This window comes from Rhodococcus sp. MH15 (assembly GCF_019266045.1).
Classification (GTDB): domain Bacteria; phylum Actinomycetota; class Actinomycetes; order Mycobacteriales; family Mycobacteriaceae; genus Rhodococcus_F; species Rhodococcus_F qingshengii.
Window position 1 is genome coordinate 1 of sequence record NZ_LPNP01000039.1, and the last position, 13,783, is coordinate 13,783.

15 protein-coding genes and 4 pseudogenes are annotated in these 13,783 nt (G+C 63.2%); 10 read left to right on the forward strand and 9 right to left on the reverse strand.

The annotated features are described in order from the left end of the window. Positions 1-275: 275 nt before the first annotated feature. From ATN37_RS00685 to ATN37_RS00700, 4 genes and pseudogenes are all read right to left on the reverse strand, one after another. Positions 276-723: pseudogene (locus tag ATN37_RS00685) on the reverse strand (transposase); the annotation flags it as partial. Positions 724-801: 78 nt separating this feature from the next. Further along, positions 802-2,295: a group II intron reverse transcriptase/maturase gene (gene ltrA / locus ATN37_RS00690; protein ID WP_080656780.1), complete on the reverse strand. Its 1,494-nt coding sequence runs from the start codon at positions 2,293-2,295 to the stop codon at positions 802-804. A 536-nt stretch (positions 2,296-2,831) separates the two neighbouring features. Then, positions 2,832-3,659 (reverse strand): annotated as a pseudogene (locus ATN37_RS00695) (IS256 family transposase); the annotation flags it as partial. A gap of 185 nt (positions 3,660-3,844) precedes the next feature. Beyond that, positions 3,845-4,492, reverse strand: a complete 648-nt coding sequence (locus ATN37_RS00700; RefSeq protein WP_021334619.1) for a TetR/AcrR family transcriptional regulator — start codon at positions 4,490-4,492, stop codon at positions 3,845-3,847. Between the two features lie 120 nt (positions 4,493-4,612). Between ATN37_RS00700 and ATN37_RS00705 the strand changes: the two genes are divergently transcribed. The 3 genes and pseudogenes from ATN37_RS00705 to ATN37_RS00715 all read left to right on the forward strand — a co-directional run. Then, the gene (locus ATN37_RS00705) at positions 4,613-6,190 is read left to right on the forward strand and encodes an MFS transporter (RefSeq protein ID WP_021334620.1); all 1,578 of its coding nucleotides are present in this window, start codon (positions 4,613-4,615) and stop codon (positions 6,188-6,190) included. A gap of 25 nt (positions 6,191-6,215) precedes the next feature. After that, positions 6,216-6,737: a PaaI family thioesterase gene (locus ATN37_RS00710; RefSeq protein ID WP_021334621.1), complete on the forward strand. Its 522-nt coding sequence runs from the start codon at positions 6,216-6,218 to the stop codon at positions 6,735-6,737. Positions 6,738-7,005: 268 nt separating this feature from the next. Continuing rightward, positions 7,006-7,164, forward strand: a pseudogene (locus ATN37_RS00715) (transposase); the annotation flags it as partial. Between the two features lie 41 nt (positions 7,165-7,205). Here ATN37_RS00715 and ATN37_RS32225 read toward each other — a convergent pair. Next, positions 7,206-7,323, reverse strand: a pseudogene (locus ATN37_RS32225) (PRTRC system protein E); the annotation flags it as partial. Between the two features lie 188 nt (positions 7,324-7,511). Here ATN37_RS32225 and ATN37_RS00725 point away from each other — a divergent pair. Beyond that, positions 7,512-7,781 (forward strand): DDE-type integrase/transposase/recombinase, encoded by a 270-nt coding sequence (locus ATN37_RS00725; RefSeq protein WP_021334624.1) that lies wholly within the window; start codon positions 7,512-7,514, stop codon positions 7,779-7,781. Next, positions 7,727-7,852 (forward strand): integrase core domain-containing protein, encoded by a 126-nt coding sequence (locus ATN37_RS33055; protein ID WP_011331560.1) that lies wholly within the window; start codon positions 7,727-7,729, stop codon positions 7,850-7,852. Before ATN37_RS00725 ends, ATN37_RS33055 begins: the two co-directional genes overlap by 55 nt. Positions 7,853-7,878: 26 nt before the next feature. Here ATN37_RS33055 and ATN37_RS00730 read toward each other — a convergent pair whose 3' ends face one another. Further along, on the reverse strand, positions 7,879-8,376 hold the full coding sequence (locus tag ATN37_RS00730; protein ID WP_134771777.1) for an IS3 family transposase: 498 nt from the start codon (positions 8,374-8,376) through the stop codon (positions 7,879-7,881). A gap of 233 nt (positions 8,377-8,609) precedes the next feature. On the opposite strand from ATN37_RS00730, the gene ATN37_RS00735 reads away from it, so the two are divergent. Beyond that, complete coding sequence (locus ATN37_RS00735; protein WP_021334626.1) at positions 8,610-9,116, forward strand: bifunctional 2-polyprenyl-6-hydroxyphenol methylase/3-demethylubiquinol 3-O-methyltransferase UbiG; 507 nt, start codon at positions 8,610-8,612, stop codon at positions 9,114-9,116. Between the two features lie 111 nt (positions 9,117-9,227). Continuing rightward, positions 9,228-9,575, forward strand: coding sequence for a DsrE family protein (locus ATN37_RS00740; RefSeq protein ID WP_021334627.1), 348 nt, complete (start codon positions 9,228-9,230; stop codon positions 9,573-9,575). Here ATN37_RS00740 and ATN37_RS00745 read toward each other — a convergent pair. Both ATN37_RS00745 and ATN37_RS00750 read right to left on the reverse strand, forming a co-directional pair. Beyond that, entirely contained in the window at positions 9,566-10,414 is an 849-nt protein-coding gene (locus ATN37_RS00745; protein WP_011331564.1) for a cytochrome c biogenesis CcdA family protein, read from the reverse strand. The two genes, ATN37_RS00740 and ATN37_RS00745, sit on opposite strands and share 10 nt — an antisense overlap. 8 nt (positions 10,415-10,422) lie before the next feature. Then, positions 10,423-11,157 carry a thioredoxin domain-containing protein gene (locus tag ATN37_RS00750; protein WP_021334628.1) on the reverse strand — a complete coding sequence of 245 codons (735 nt, stop codon included), beginning with the start codon at positions 11,155-11,157 and terminating at the stop codon, positions 10,423-10,425. A gap of 105 nt (positions 11,158-11,262) precedes the next feature. Here ATN37_RS00750 and ATN37_RS00755 point away from each other — a divergent pair, with 105 nt between their 5' ends. The 3 genes from ATN37_RS00755 (at position 11,263) to ATN37_RS00765 (ending at position 13,420) form a co-directional block, all read left to right on the forward strand. Then, positions 11,263-11,763 (forward strand): hypothetical protein, encoded by a 501-nt coding sequence (locus ATN37_RS00755; protein WP_011331566.1) that lies wholly within the window; start codon positions 11,263-11,265, stop codon positions 11,761-11,763. 79 nt (positions 11,764-11,842) lie between these two features. Continuing rightward, positions 11,843-12,250, forward strand: coding sequence for a DUF302 domain-containing protein (locus tag ATN37_RS00760; RefSeq protein WP_011331567.1), 408 nt, complete (start codon positions 11,843-11,845; stop codon positions 12,248-12,250). Positions 12,251-12,337: 87 nt separating this feature from the next. Further along, positions 12,338-13,420 (forward strand): hypothetical protein, encoded by a 1,083-nt coding sequence (locus ATN37_RS00765; protein WP_230587725.1) that lies wholly within the window; start codon positions 12,338-12,340, stop codon positions 13,418-13,420. A gap of 31 nt (positions 13,421-13,451) precedes the next feature. Here the strand turns inward: ATN37_RS00765 and ATN37_RS00770 are convergent, their stop codons facing one another. Next, a complete protein-coding gene (locus ATN37_RS00770; RefSeq protein WP_031332288.1) occupies positions 13,452-13,649 on the reverse strand; it encodes a DUF2892 domain-containing protein in 198 nt (65 codons plus the stop codon). Positions 13,650-13,783 lie beyond the last annotated feature (134 nt).

The following is a 13,783-nucleotide window of genomic DNA, read 5'->3' on the forward strand; positions in this document are numbered from 1 at the left end:
CGCTGTTCCACAAGGGCAAGCTCCTCGAACGACCCGTCGAGATCACCCCGGAACCGTCACCGGACACGCCGGTATCCGAGGTCGCCTGACACACCTTAATCCACAGAATTTGACGATTCCTCCCCGAAGACAACGCCGGAGGGCGTATTCGGCCACCGCACGATGACTACGAACGGCACGAGGACAAGAGCCATCACCACCACAGACCAGTCGTTGACTGCACCTGCGATCAATGCCGGGGTCTATCTCGCTAACGGTGTTTCGGCCGGTTTCCATCAGTAGGTTTCCGATCCCGGCCACCGATCGGCGAACGTGATCGCAAACGCGTTCAGAGCAGGCTTCCACCTCGTAATCCATCGTGCCTGGCCCTTGCCTGTCGGGTCCAGTGACCGCGTCACCAGATCGAAGCACTTGAGCGCAGCAGCCTCGGTGGGAAAATGCCCACGAGCCTTGACAGCCCGCCGGCATCCGGCATTCAAAGACTCAATCGCATTGGTAGAGCACAGCACTCGCCGTATCTCGGTGTCGTAATCCAGGAACGGGATGAACTCCTGCCAGGCGTTGTTCCACAATCGGATGATCGCCGGATACTGCTTGCCCCAACGGTCAGCGAGATCCTCGAACGCCGCACTCGCGGCGGCCTCAGTCGGGGCAGCGAAAGATCGACTTGAGATCATGTTTGAGCGCAGCCCAATGCTGCCGCGACGACAACTGAAACGTGTGGGGTCGACCCGAGGCGCGGTATCGGGATTGCTCCCGGTCCGTTTCCTCGGGCCGCCCGCCGAACCCGGCGTGCGATTCTCACCGCACCGGGCTCTCCGCAAGGGTTGTCGGTCCTGTCTTCTGAGCGTGGATCAGCCACGGGTTGGGGATACGCGCCCCGCGGTATCGGTAGCGTTTGATCGTCACCGTCGCGGGTTGAAATAACGTGATCCCACCCGCTTCCGGCCACCATCGGCCGGAGCCATAGTAGTGGCGAATGATCCAGTACGCCTTCCGGTTCGGATGTTTCTTGCGTAGCCAACGCCAGACCCGCCACCACAGGTGGTGGTTGAGCAGGCCGAACGCATGGGCCGACGCGCCGTGCCGGAAATAGAACGCCCAGCCGCGAGTGATCTGTCCCAGAAGTCGGAACATATCTTTCGCGGGCAAGCTGGTGGTCTGTCTGCCGGTCGCTGTCGTGACCTTACGCCGAATGGTGTTCATCGATTTCTTCGACGGATAGGTGTAGATCAGTTTCCGGTCGCTTCCTTTCTGTCGGTGCCGCTGGATGCGGAAACCGAGAAAATCGAAGCCCTCGTCGATCCCGACCACTTGCGTCTTTTCGGGCGCCAGACGGAGCCCGACCGTCGCAAGCACGGTCTCGATCTCGCCGTAGAGATCCTCGGCTTGCTGCCGGGTGCCGAACACCATGACCACGAAATCGTCTGCATAGCGGACGGTTCGGTAGGTCGCGGCGCCTCGGCGGGTGGCACGCCAGCGTTGGGTCTGGTTGCCCATGGCCCGCCATCTTTCCCGGAAGTGCTCATCGAGGACCGACAAAGCGAGGTTGGCCAGCAGCGGGGACAAAATCCCACCCTGGGGAGTGCCGGTGGTGGTGTCGCGGACCTCGTTCAGCTCGTCCAACAGCCCCGCTTTCAGAAACGCCTTGACCAACAGCAGGATTCGTCGGTCAGTCACACGAAGCCGCAACCTGTCCATCAGGGCCGGGTGCGAAATTTCGTCGAAACATGCCGCGATATCGCCCTCGAAGACCTGCTCGTAGCCGCGTGCGGCGTAGAACCGGATTTCCTCGATGGCGTCCTGACATCGACGTTCCGGGCGGAACCCGTAACTGGACGGGTCGAAATCGGCCTCCAGAATCGGCTCCAACACCAGCTTCAACGACGCCTGCACGACGCGGTCACGAAGAGTGGGGATGCCCAGGCGGCGACGTTTGCCGTTCGCCTTGGGAATCGACACCGTCCGTACCGGCACCGGACGAAACGAGCGGTCCTTCAACGAGGTCCGCAGTTCGGTCAGGAAACCGGCCACGCCGCGCTCGCTGTTCTCGACCGACCACGCGGTGGCCCCGTCGATCCCAGCCGTCTTGGCGCCCTTGTTCTCCCGGACCCGCGTCCACGCCATGACGAGGAACCCTGGGTCCACCACGAGATTGAACAGATCATCGAAACAACGACCAGGATCGGCCGCCGCCCAACTGTGCAGTTTGGTCTGAATCCCCAGTACCCGCTGACGCACCGTGTACGGACGTTCCAGCAGTGCACCGATATTCACCGGCGCCTCTTCCGGCATGACAACTCCCATTCTGCTTCACTTGCTGCCGCCCTTCGCCCTGTGACCGGCTTTCCCGGCCTCCGACTACTACGACGACTCCGCCCCGCCCCGGCCCGATCGGCCGACAGCGGACCCAACCCGACCGCCCGCACTGGATGCGCGGGAAATGTGGTGGGACCGAGACGGTTCCCGTGTTCACCTGTCACCGCTCGACGAGTCCGGTGCCCAGCTATACCCCGGCGGTCGACGGGAGTACGCCGCAGACTTTCCTCCCGACCTGCCCACACCGACGGCTTCGGTGCAGACGGGCGCCATCACCGCAACAATGATGACGCGCACCGCATCCCGGCCCACATCCGCCAGATTCGAGCCGGTTCTTGTTAACGAGGCGTCAAACGCTGATTCCTCGCGTACACCCTCTCGTCTCGCTTGCCGAGCCCGCACCATCTGGCAGTACTAGTACGTCCCGGCTTTGTCGGGGCTGCTCCCAGCTCCACCGAACCGCTACGACGGCCCGGCGACGAAGGTTTCCCACCTCCGATCGGTGAATCAGGCGCCTCACGGCGCACATTGCGGATCAAATGGATTACACACGTTTGGACAGTGGCCGCCGGCCACACATTCTCGACGACCTCCGGTAGACCTTTCAATCCGTCGCAGACCAAGAAGAACACGTCCCGGGTGCCCCTGTTGGGGATGCCCGTCAGCACGGACATCCAGAATTTCGCGCCCTCACCGCCGGTTCCCGCCCACAATCCGAGCACGTCGCGGTGCCCGTCGAGACTGACGCCGATCGCGGCGTAAATAGGCCGGTTCGCTACCTGCCCGTCGTGGACTTTGACGACGATTGCGTCGATGAAGATCGCTGCGTATACCTCGTCGAGTGGTCGGGCAGACCAGTCCTGCACCTCCTCGATCACCTTGTCGGTGATCCGTGAGATGGTTTCTTCTGAGACAGATGCGCCGTAGATTTCGGCGAAGCGAGCGGAGATCTCACCGGTCGTTAATCCTTTGGCGTTGGGCGACAACACGATCTCGTCGACCCCATTGAGGCGTCGTTGACGCTTCTTGACGATCTGCGGCTCGAACGTCCCTTCCCGATCACGAGGGACCTCGATCGGAACATGCCCGGTCGCCACGGTCAACACCGTTTTCGACCGAGTCCCGTTGCGGATGTTCGTCGACTCCCGATCGGGCGGGGCTTGGTTCTTGTCGTGCCCGAGATGCTCGGTCATCTCCTCGTTCAACGCGGTTTCCAGGACGGTTTTGGTGAACTGCTTGAGCAGACCGTCCGGGCCGGCCAGCGATAGACCCTGCTCCTTCGCCAACCTGACCAGCTCCGCGGCTTCCGAGGAGGGCTCGGCCCTCTTCTTCGCCCGCATCTTCCAGTGTCGTCATCTCGGCACCTCCTCGCTGAGCATTCACTCAGCGTCTCGGGCCGAAACACCGATTAGAGACAGTCCCACCCCAACGGCACACCCAGTATGTGTGATTGATGGTGTTCTGATCCGCTTTTGCCGCTGGCCAGTGAGTTTGCAGGTAAGGCCAGGGCCAGCGTGAGGTCACGTCACCGCGCGTGCGCGGATCGTGCAGCGAGAAAGTCGTCGACGAGTTGTTGCCGTTCAGTGGATCCTGTCGGCGGGAGTCCGGTGAGTCGGGTGAAGATGATGGGTCCGACGAGTTGGGTCAGGGCAAGGGCGGTGTCGAAGTCACCGAGCTCTTGCTGGGCTTGGGGGCCGCCCAGGATCTGGTCGAACGGTTCGCGGTACTGGTTGACCACCCGCGCGCGCAGGGAACTGACCGGGTTCCGGTCCTCTTCGGGATGGGATGCCGCCCCGGCGGTCTCGGGTTGGACGGACCCGAGGGCAAGCCATCCCAGCATCGTCAGTTGGGCAGGGGCTTCCTCGATGAGCTTGGCCTGACGGTCCAGCAGTTCGATCAACTGTTCACGGATCGTTCCGGACGAGGCCGGTGCGGTGACAGGGGGCAGCAGACGTTCGAACGCCGCGGCCAAGAGTTGGGTGCTGTCGGTGAAGTGCCGGTAAAGGGTGGTCCGCGCGACCTTGGACGCTTTGGTGACCGCGTCGATCGTGACGGCATCGATTCCGCCGGTCGAGAGCAAGGATGTTGCGGCGTCGAGCAGTCGTGCGCGTGAACGCGCCTTCCGTGGATCCACGAGCCGGTCCTCGTTGTCGACCAGGTTTTGGATGATCATTTTCTCGCTCACCTCGTCATTGTGCCCTTCAATCAGGCGCAGACACTATCCTCTCCAGCCTCATTGTGCTACTGATAGTAGCGAATCGATACCAGCCGTATCGATATGTGGAGGTGGCGTATGGCTTCGGGCGATCGGGTGCTGCTGTCGCGGGCGCAGAAGTGGACGTTGGTGGTCTCGTGCTTGTCGGTGGCGTTGGTGGTCGCGTCGATGGCGGCTCTGTATACCGCGCTTCCGGACATTGCGGTGGCGACCGGGGCCACTCAAACCCAGCTGACCTGGGTCGTCGATGGGTACACGCTGGTGTTGGCGTGTCTGGTGTTGCCCGCCGGTGCGCTGGGTGACCGTTACGGTCGGCGGGCGGTGCTGATCGTGGGGTTAGCGCTCTTCTCGCTGGCCTCGGCGGTGCCTCTGTTCGTATCGACCCCCTGGTGGTTGATTGCGGCGCGTGCCGCGGCCGGGTTGGGGGCAGCGTTCGTGATGCCGTCCACGCTGTCGGTCCTGACCGCGGGATTCCCCGAGGAACAGAGCGGGCGGGCGGTCGGGATCTGGGCGGGGGTCGCCGGGTCCGGGGGCCTGCTGGGGATTCTCGGGTCGGGAGTGCTGCTCGACTACTGGTCGTGGCAGTCGATCTTCGTCGGTCTAACCGGGACGGGGGTGTTTCTGCTGTTGTGTGCCTTCACCATTCCCGAATCCCGCCAGGAGAATCCGCCGCGGATGGATGTGATCGGGTCGGTCGCGGTGGTACTCGCGATCGGACTGGTGGTGTTGGCCATCATCGAGGTCCCAGTGCGTGGTTGGTCGGATCCGGTGGTGGTCGTCGGATTTGGTCTGGGTCTGGTGGCCACGCTGGTGTTCGTAGTGTGGGAGTTGCGCGCGGATCATCCGTTGCTCGATGTGCGGTTCTTCACCAGTCGGGGTTTCGGGAGCGGATCGTTCTCCATCACGATCCAGTTCCTGGTGACGTTCGGTGTGTTCCTCGTCCTGGTGCAATACCTGCAGTTGATCTTTGGATACAGTCCGCTGGGTTCGGCACTGGCCTTGGCACCGATGATGGTGCCGCTGGTGCTCCTCTCGGCGATCTCGCCGTGGATGGCGACCCGGCTGGGGTTGCGGTTGGTGACGGTGACCGGTCTGCTCGCCATAGCGGTGGGGTTCTACTTCATCAGCCGGTTGGATCTGGACTCCACCTACCTCGACGTGATGTGGCCGACGCTGATCATGAGCGCGGGACTGGGTCTGACCGCGGCGCCGGCGACGGCGGCCATCGTGGCGGACACACCGATCGAAAAGCACGGCGTCGCCGCGGCGGTCAACGACGCCACGCGCGAGATCGGTGCGGCGATCGGCATCGCTGTCGCCGGCAGTGTCCTGGCCGCCGGCTACAGCCACAACATCGCACCGGCGATCGAGCGACTCCCTCCCGACGCGCGGGGGCCAGTCTCGGACTCACTCGCCGGTGCCCTGGAGGTCGCCGACCGGGCCGGACCGGTCGGCGAGCAGCTTGCGGACTTCGCCAAGTCCGCGTTCCTGCACGGCGCCGAGCAGTCCGCGATCGTCCTCGCACTCATCGCGGCGGCCGGTGCGGCGATCCTGCTGTTCTGGGCGCCCGGCCGGAGTCCCCGACCCCTGGACACGGACACATCGAAGAAACCGGCTGAACCGGGCCAGTGCAGTCGATCCCGCGCCCGCCGCTAGCCAACACCATCGAGAAGGGACACCCATGACCCAGCTACCGCTACCGCCGCACTCGCCGACCTGCATGGGGTGCGGGCCGGACAATCCCGCCGGCCTGCAACTAGAGGTGTTCCGTTCCGGCGAAGAGGTCTACACCGATGTGACGTTCGACGAACGTCACATCGGTGCGCCAGGCCTCGCGCACGGTGGGGCGGTGGCCACCGCCTGCGACGACCTGTTCGGCTTCACCCTCTGGATCGCCCGCACCCCGGCGGTGACCCGAAACCTCACCGTCGACTACCTCGCCCCCGTCCCACTGCACCGGCCCCTGCGCATCCGGGCCCACATCCGGGAGATCGACGGCCGCAAACTACACCTCGAGGCAACCGCCACCGCCGATGACGGCACAGCATTGTTCACCGCGAACGCGGTCTTCATCGCCGTGTCGATCGAGCACTTCGCTCGACACGGCACCCCCGGCACCGCCCAGCAACTATTCGACCGCCTCACCTTTGCGCTCGGGGACGACGGGCCGGAGAAATCGTCAACGCGCCCGCCGGACCGCTGACGCGACCGAAAGAAGCGCAAGACGCGGACCTGTCGTGGTCGCTGCCTGATTGTCCGCGAAGCACCCCGTGCGCCGGACAAACTGGAAGCGATCTGGGCTTCCGTTGCCAGCCCCCTGACCACCATTGCCCGGGTCCGGCGCCGACGCCTCCCCACGCCTGTTTGATCTCGTTGAGGCGCATCGCATTCTGCAGGTTCGGCAAGCTGGACTTCAATAGGTGTTCTGGGCTGACTTCGCCACCTGAAACCAGCTGCTAGTACCAGACACCGGCGAGCGCGCGCCCGATCACCGACATCACCGCCCAGAACCCGATCGTGATTGACCTCGACGCCACCCTCGCCACCGCACATTCGGAAAAGCGAACGCGGCACCGACCTACAAACAAGGATTCGGATTCCACCCCCTGTTGTCGTTCGTCGACCACGGTCTGCGGGAACGACATCGAAGACCTGGCCCGAGCCCGCGAGTCAAGTCGCCCCAGACCAGACTCGGTCGACCAGAGTCAATTTCGTCGCGAACCCACGACCATCCCTCCTCGGGGTCATCGGTGGTTAAGAACCTGGTCCTGCCCACCGAGCCGGCTGGGTCATCAACAAGAAGAAGGTTCAACGGCTTTGGCGTGAGGAAGGGCTGCGGGTGAAAGTCCGCAAGATCCGGAAACGTGCCGGCGCCTCGACCACCCCGATCACCGAGGCAGAGGCGCCGAAGGTGTTGTGGGCGATCGACTTCTAGTTCGATTCGACGACGGACGGGCGGAAGTTCAAGATCGCGTAAATGGTGGACAAGCATACGCGTCAGTCGGTACTGAACATCGTCGAGCGATCCATCCCGGCAGAGGATCTCGTCGCAGCGCTGAAGAAAGCGTTCGCATTCTGGGGCGCACCGCCACAGATACTTCGGTGCGACAACGGCCCGGAGTTCATCTCCGAAGCGCCGAGGACGTTCTGCGAAGATCAGGTCGGTATCGGCTACGTTCCACCCGGTCAGCCATGGAAAACGGGTACATCGAATCCTTCAACAACCGTGTCCGTGACGAATGCTTGAACATGAACGAATTCCACAGCCTCCTCGAAGCCCTGCCAGCCGTATTCACACGCATTGATTCTCTGATTTGATCCGTGCCCCCAATAGTGCACCAATGTTATGAGAGCTGAGGATACGGTTGGATGTCTGCCCAGAGCTTCTCATACTCCATCGGGCTGAGGTTGCCGAGATAGCTGTGGCGCCGTTCGGCATTATGAAAATTGTCGATATGATCGGCCATGGCTGCCGTCAACTCCAGCGTGGTCGACCGCTTCTTCGTGTTCAGCAATTCCGTCTGCAAACGTCCCCAGAATGCCTCCATGACAGCATTATCGAAGCAATCACCGACCGTCCCGAAAGACTCGAGCAACCCCCACCTCCGCAGATTCTCACCGAACCCCCACGACGTGAACTGCGGACCATGATTGTCATGCAAGATCGTTGCCTCCCAACGGATCCGTTCCTGCGCGGCCATGTTTACCGCATTGTTGACCGGCGCCGTATCAGCAGTCGAGGAAAAGGAACGACCCACGATCATCTTGCTGAAACAGTCCAAAATCGCACAGCAGTAAACCTCTCCGTCCCGAGCGGGATGCTCCGTAATGCCACCCGACAGGGAGGGCGGCGTTGACGTTCAGTGCGAATTCCAGGCCCGGGCGCGCTCGGAGCGATCGCCAGCACCGAGGACGCGACTGCCACGATCGGACTGACCGCCGTGGTAGGACAAGTAACATTCCTGCGGTCCTCGCCTGGATCTCGAGGCAGAATCACGTCATGTACCCCCGGGGGTACAGTGAGGTCGATGCCGTTCCGATGCGAGCGGCCCCACGACACAGACAGGAGTCCGCAGTGGATTCATCATCGGCATGGGACGCGCGCTACAGCAGTGTCGAACATCCCTGGGGATCTGCACCGGCGGCTGCTCTGTCCGCGAGATTCGCCGAACTGACACCCGGGCGCGCGGTCGATCTGGGCTGCGGGGACGGCCGACACGCCCGATGGTTGGCCGACTCCGGTTGGGCGGTCGATGCGGTCGATTTCTCCTCGGTGGCAATCGAACTCGCCATGAGCGGCGGGTCCGATAAATCGATCAGGTACAGCGTTGCCGACGCCAGAACCTGGGAACCGAGCGGGCCGGTGGATCTGGTTGCCATCGGATTCCTGCATCTTCCGGTCGACGAGCTCGTTGCGGTCATCGCCAGCGCGGCAACCTGGCTTGCACCGGGGGGGGAGGCTGCTGTATCTCGGACATGCGCTCGAGAATTTCACTCGCGGTGTGGGCGGTCCACCGGACCCATCGATACTGCCCGATATCTACGATCTCGCCCGGGCAGCAAGCGGACTGCGGGTTCGTGAGCTATCGCATCTCGTACGGCCGCAGGGTGATAGCCATGCCATCGACATTTTGCTGCATGCCCAACCGTGGTCCGGCTCACCCCACCGCAGCCTGATGGACCGAGTCCGCGAATGAGCGACCACACAGAACCGCTGCGCGTGGTGTTCGCGGTGAACACCACACCTACAGTCGTCGTGTCGGCAATCCACAATCTTCGTGCTGCTGCATCCGAACCCGTGGCGATCGAAGTCGTGTGCTTCGGGGCAGGCCTCGATGCCGCCTTGGGGTGCTCGGATGTCTCCGTGGAGATGCGCACACTGATCGACTCGGCAGCGATCACCGTCACAGCGTGCCGAAACAGTCTGAACGGCCGAGGACTCGGCGATGACGACCTGTTGATGGGAGTCGACGTGATCCCGGCTGCCGTCCTGCATCTCGCCCAACGGCAGCGGGACGGCTGGTCGCAGCTCTACTCGTGATTCTCCGACTCGATGTCTGCGGTGCTGCGACCACGTACGATCCGGACCGCCAGGATCGCGATGATCACCAGCACTCCGGCGAGCAGGACAGCCACGTTGGACACCGAATCTGCGACCTCGCTGATCCACACCTGCAGCGAATACTGACTGTCGACGCCCATGACGCCGCCGAGGTTGGCGGTTCCTTCCGTGAGCAGGAAGAGAACGCCGATTCCGATGAAGATCAGCCCCGATATCAGCGACGTGGTGTGCGTCTTCAACGGTCCTATGCTGATCTCTTTGCCGCGCAACCAGGTTCGTGAGCCCAACGATAAACGGTCCCACACAAGCGCGAGTACGAACAGCGGGACCACCATGCCCGCGGCGTAAAGGGCCATCAGAATTCCGCCGTACACCGCCTGTCCACCGGCCACTGCGACGGTCAGGACTGCGCCGAGTAGCGGTCCGGAGCAGAATCCGGCGAGCCCGTACACCGCACCGAGTGCGAACACCGACCCGACAGACGACGCGTCGATGCGGGCGGCCGCTCGCTGAGCCGATCCCAGCGCGAATCCGCGACCGACGATGATCATCACCCCGAGTCCGATGATGATCAGTCCGCCGATCATGGTGGTGATCTCGCGGTACCGGGTGATCGCCGAGCCGAGGGCGCCGACTCCGGCTCCGAGGGGAACCAGAACCGTGGCAAGTCCGAGGTAGAACACTCCTGTGCGGCCGGCGAGCTTGCCCGCCCCGTCGAATGCGTAGGCGAAGAACGAGGGCAGCAGCAACGCCGAGCAGGGGCTGAGCAAGGCCAGCAGTCCGCCGAGAAATGCTCCGAGAAGTCCGATCTGAGACATTCGGCGGCCTACGCTCCGGCGGCGGTATCGATCAGATCGACGAAGGTCGACAGCGGTTGCGCCCCCAGTACCGGATCGCCGTTCACCGAGAACGCCGGTGTGGCCGGTATACCCAACGACTGTGCCTCGTCGGAATCGCTGGTGATCGCGGAGTCGAAACTCGTTCCGGTGGCTTCGGTGGTGAAACGCTCGAGGTCCGGGACGCCGGCTTGCTGTGCATAGGCTTCGAGCGCCTCGATCGTCAGGTCGGCATGACCGGTCTCGGGCGCACCGGCGTACACGGCGTTGGTGAATTCCCAGAACTTGTCCTGAGCCGCGGCTGCTCGGCCCGCGCGGGCGGCATCGAAGGACTGTTGCCCGAAGATCGGCAGATCGCGCCATTCGATACGCAAGGTGCCCTCGTCGACGTAGCGGTCGATCAACTGCGGTTCGGTCTCGCGACTGAACTGGGCGCAGAACGGGCAGCGGAAGTCCGAGAAGGCGATCATCACCACCGGCGCGTCGACGGCACCGATGGCCATCGGATCGTCGACGGTGCGACGCGAGAGATCGCCCAGCGGGCCGGTTGCAGGTGTCGTGCCCACCTCCGGTTCCGCGCTGGAAGTCGCTCCCGCCGTCGCCTCGGGTTCGTCACTGTCGTGCATTCCGACCACCAGAACGCCGACGAGGACGGCGGCGACCAGTACCGCGATCCCGAGAAGCCAGGTGTCTCGACGGCGGGTGGATCGTGATGACGAAGTCATGCAATACCTTTCGGTAGTCACGAATACTGACAGCTATACCCTTGCGGGTATACTCTTGCAGAGTAGTGTCACTCACACAACTACGAACTGTAGGAGACCCATCCGATGCCTGAGCCTGCCATCTCCGAACGCCCTGACGTCGATCCCGACGGTCGAGCGCTCACCGAGGCCGGTCTCTACAGGCGGTGGGGGCTGCGTGTTCTACGTGGAACGCTTGCCGGGATCGCCACCGTGCTGGTCGTGGGTATTCCGACCGACATTATCGACACCCCGATGTTCGGACGAGAAGTTCCGGTCCGCGCGTGGGAACTGCCGGTGCTGCTGGCATCTGCTGTCCTGACCGCGGTATGGTTCGGCATCGACAAGCCCAGACAGGTCGAGCGAACCGGTACCCCGGCCGCACTCGGTGTCGCGCTGACTTTCTTCGCGGTCGGATGCCCGGTGTGCAACAAGCTCGTACTGCTGGCGCTCGGCACCTCGGGTGCGTTGGGGCTGTGGGCGCCGATTCAACCGATCCTTGCTGGAGTATCACTGACGATGCTGGCTGCAGCCGTAGCTTTTCGGTGGCGTCGGCGAGACTGCTCCGCAGGGTCCTGCGCGGTGTGAGCCGACTTGTCGGCTCGTGCCGTACTCGACATTTCTTGAGGCAGACAAGGACAATTCCGACGATGGAGAATCGAACATCATGACCGAACTTGCGATCAGTATTCGACTGGACATGCCCTTCGCGGAAACCGTGGACGCGACCCGTGAAGCTCTCTCGGAGCAGGGATTCGGAATCCTGACCGAAATCGACATGCAATCCACCCTGAAGGCGAAGATCGATGCCGACATCGAGCGCTATGTCATTCTCGGTGCCTGCAATCCCCGGCTGGCGAAATCTGCGATCGACACCGACCGCCAGGTAGGACTGCTTTTACCGTGCAACGTCATTGTCCGCGCTGACGGGGGAAGCACGATCGTCGAAGCGATGAACCCGCAAGTGATGGTCGGACTGTCCGACGCGCCCGGACTCGCGGATGTCGCCGACGAAGCCACAGCGCTGCTGCACGCGGCCATCATGGCACTCAGTGGCGAAAGCTCCTCTACCTAGATGCGCATGTGCCGTATTCGGTTGGTGAGTGCGGCGGGTGGAGCATGCGCGGTGTTGATGCTCTGCGCATGTGATGCGTCCTCGCTCGTGAGCGCACACGGGTCGATCACCGGAGTGGTGGAGAACCCGTCGTCGTCGCAGCTGCTGTCGCCGCCCGGCTTCGGCGACAGCCCACTGTGGTCGGTGCCCTTCGTCTCGAGACCCCATGTCGTCGATGACGGATTCGTCGGAGTCCTCGACACGGCACCGTCATCCGATTCGGCAACGGTGCAGGTCGTCAGCGACACAGGCTCATCGCGGTTCGAGGTCGACGTACCGAAGAACCGCACGCAGTTCGCGGTCACCACTGCCCACGATCGCGAACTACTGATCACGGAAGACGTCGACCCCTCTGACTCCGGGCACGCTGCCTCCCTCACCGCTCGCGACACCCGAACAGGCGAGGTCGTGTGGGGCCCGGTCGGTAGCGCCGGGTGCCTGACCGGGACCGGGCTGCTGATCGATGCCGGATGCAGTAGCGAATCCGCCCCGCCGGAGGCCGCGATATCTGCCGCCGACGGGCACACCACCTATCTGAGTGGGGCAGTGTCCGAATCCGGGGGTTACGCGGTCGTCCGCGATGGTGATACCGCAGAAATCGTGACTGTCGATACTGGCAACACGGCATGGTCGACCGAGACAGTGGCACCACCGCCCGCCGCACTCGCCGGTAGCGCACGGTTCGTCCAATCGGCTGGTAGTTCCGTCGTCGTGGCATGGACGGTCCCTACCCGCCCTGAACCGATCCAAGCGGTCTATCGCCTCTCGGACGCCGGGATCCGTTGGGTCAGTGGTGCTCGGACCCCGATGGCGGTGACAGCCGATGCGGGTAGCGGATCGACGATGATCACCACCGGGGACCTCGGCGACGACGGAATCGCCGTTCTTTTTCCGCGATACGGCAACCGAGGTTTCACAGCCGATCAGTTTCCCGGTGCCGATCGTTTCACGCTCGTCGGCGGAATCGTCTACGGTGCTTCTGGTTCGGCCGTGACCGCTATCGATGCGGTCACCGGCCGCGTGACAGGCACATCACTGGGCGAGGCTCCGGTAGCGATGACACCCAACGGTGTTGCGCTCGCCGCGGACACCGACGGATACACCGCATTCAAGGTGATACCCCATTTCTGAGGTCGGCGGTCCCGAGATCGAGTCCTCCTCCTCAGGATGCCTTGGGCCGTCCTCGCAGTTCCACGGAGAACAACGGGCCGAGCAGACACACGTTGACTACTCCGGTGAGGACGAAGACTGCCCCGATCACTCCTGCCAGAATGCCGACGGCACCACCGACGGAGAAGGCGAGCGTGATGAGGGCGATACCCACGACGATGCGCAGTACGCGCCCGGCTGTGCTGCGCATGAAATCGACGAGAGGAATCGTCAAATTCTGTGGATTAAGGTGTGTCAGGCGACCTCGGATACCGGCGTGTCCGGTGACGGTTCCGGGGTGATCTCGACGGGTCGTTCGAGGAGCTTGCCCTTGTGGAACAGCGC

What these genes read in the sequence shown, in the direction of transcription:
- ltrA (WP_080656780.1), bottom strand. Translation starts at nt 2,295, where the DNA reads ATGCCGGAAGAGGCGCCGGTGAATATCGGTGCACTGCTGGAACGTCCG.
- ATN37_RS00700 (WP_021334619.1), bottom strand. Translation starts at nt 4,492, where the DNA reads ATGATCATCCAAAACCTGGTCGACAACGAGGACCGGCTCGTGGATCCA.
- ATN37_RS00705 (WP_021334620.1), top strand. Translation starts at nt 4,613, where the DNA reads ATGGCTTCGGGCGATCGGGTGCTGCTGTCGCGGGCGCAGAAGTGGACG.
- ATN37_RS00710 (WP_021334621.1), top strand. Translation starts at nt 6,216, where the DNA reads ATGACCCAGCTACCGCTACCGCCGCACTCGCCGACCTGCATGGGGTGC.
- ATN37_RS00725 (WP_021334624.1), top strand. Translation starts at nt 7,512, where the DNA reads ATGGTGGACAAGCATACGCGTCAGTCGGTACTGAACATCGTCGAGCGA.
- ATN37_RS33055 (WP_011331560.1), top strand. Translation starts at nt 7,727, where the DNA reads ATGGAAAACGGGTACATCGAATCCTTCAACAACCGTGTCCGTGACGAA.
- ATN37_RS00740 (WP_021334627.1), top strand. Translation starts at nt 9,228, where the DNA reads ATGAGCGACCACACAGAACCGCTGCGCGTGGTGTTCGCGGTGAACACC.
- ATN37_RS00745 (WP_011331564.1), bottom strand. Translation starts at nt 10,414, where the DNA reads ATGTCTCAGATCGGACTTCTCGGAGCATTTCTCGGCGGACTGCTGGCC.
- ATN37_RS00750 (WP_021334628.1), bottom strand. Translation starts at nt 11,157, where the DNA reads ATGACTTCGTCATCACGATCCACCCGCCGTCGAGACACCTGGCTTCTC.
- ATN37_RS00755 (WP_011331566.1), top strand. Translation starts at nt 11,263, where the DNA reads ATGCCTGAGCCTGCCATCTCCGAACGCCCTGACGTCGATCCCGACGGT.
- ATN37_RS00760 (WP_011331567.1), top strand. Translation starts at nt 11,843, where the DNA reads ATGACCGAACTTGCGATCAGTATTCGACTGGACATGCCCTTCGCGGAA.
- ATN37_RS00770 (WP_031332288.1), bottom strand. Translation starts at nt 13,649, where the DNA reads ATGCGCAGCACAGCCGGGCGCGTACTGCGCATCGTCGTGGGTATCGCC.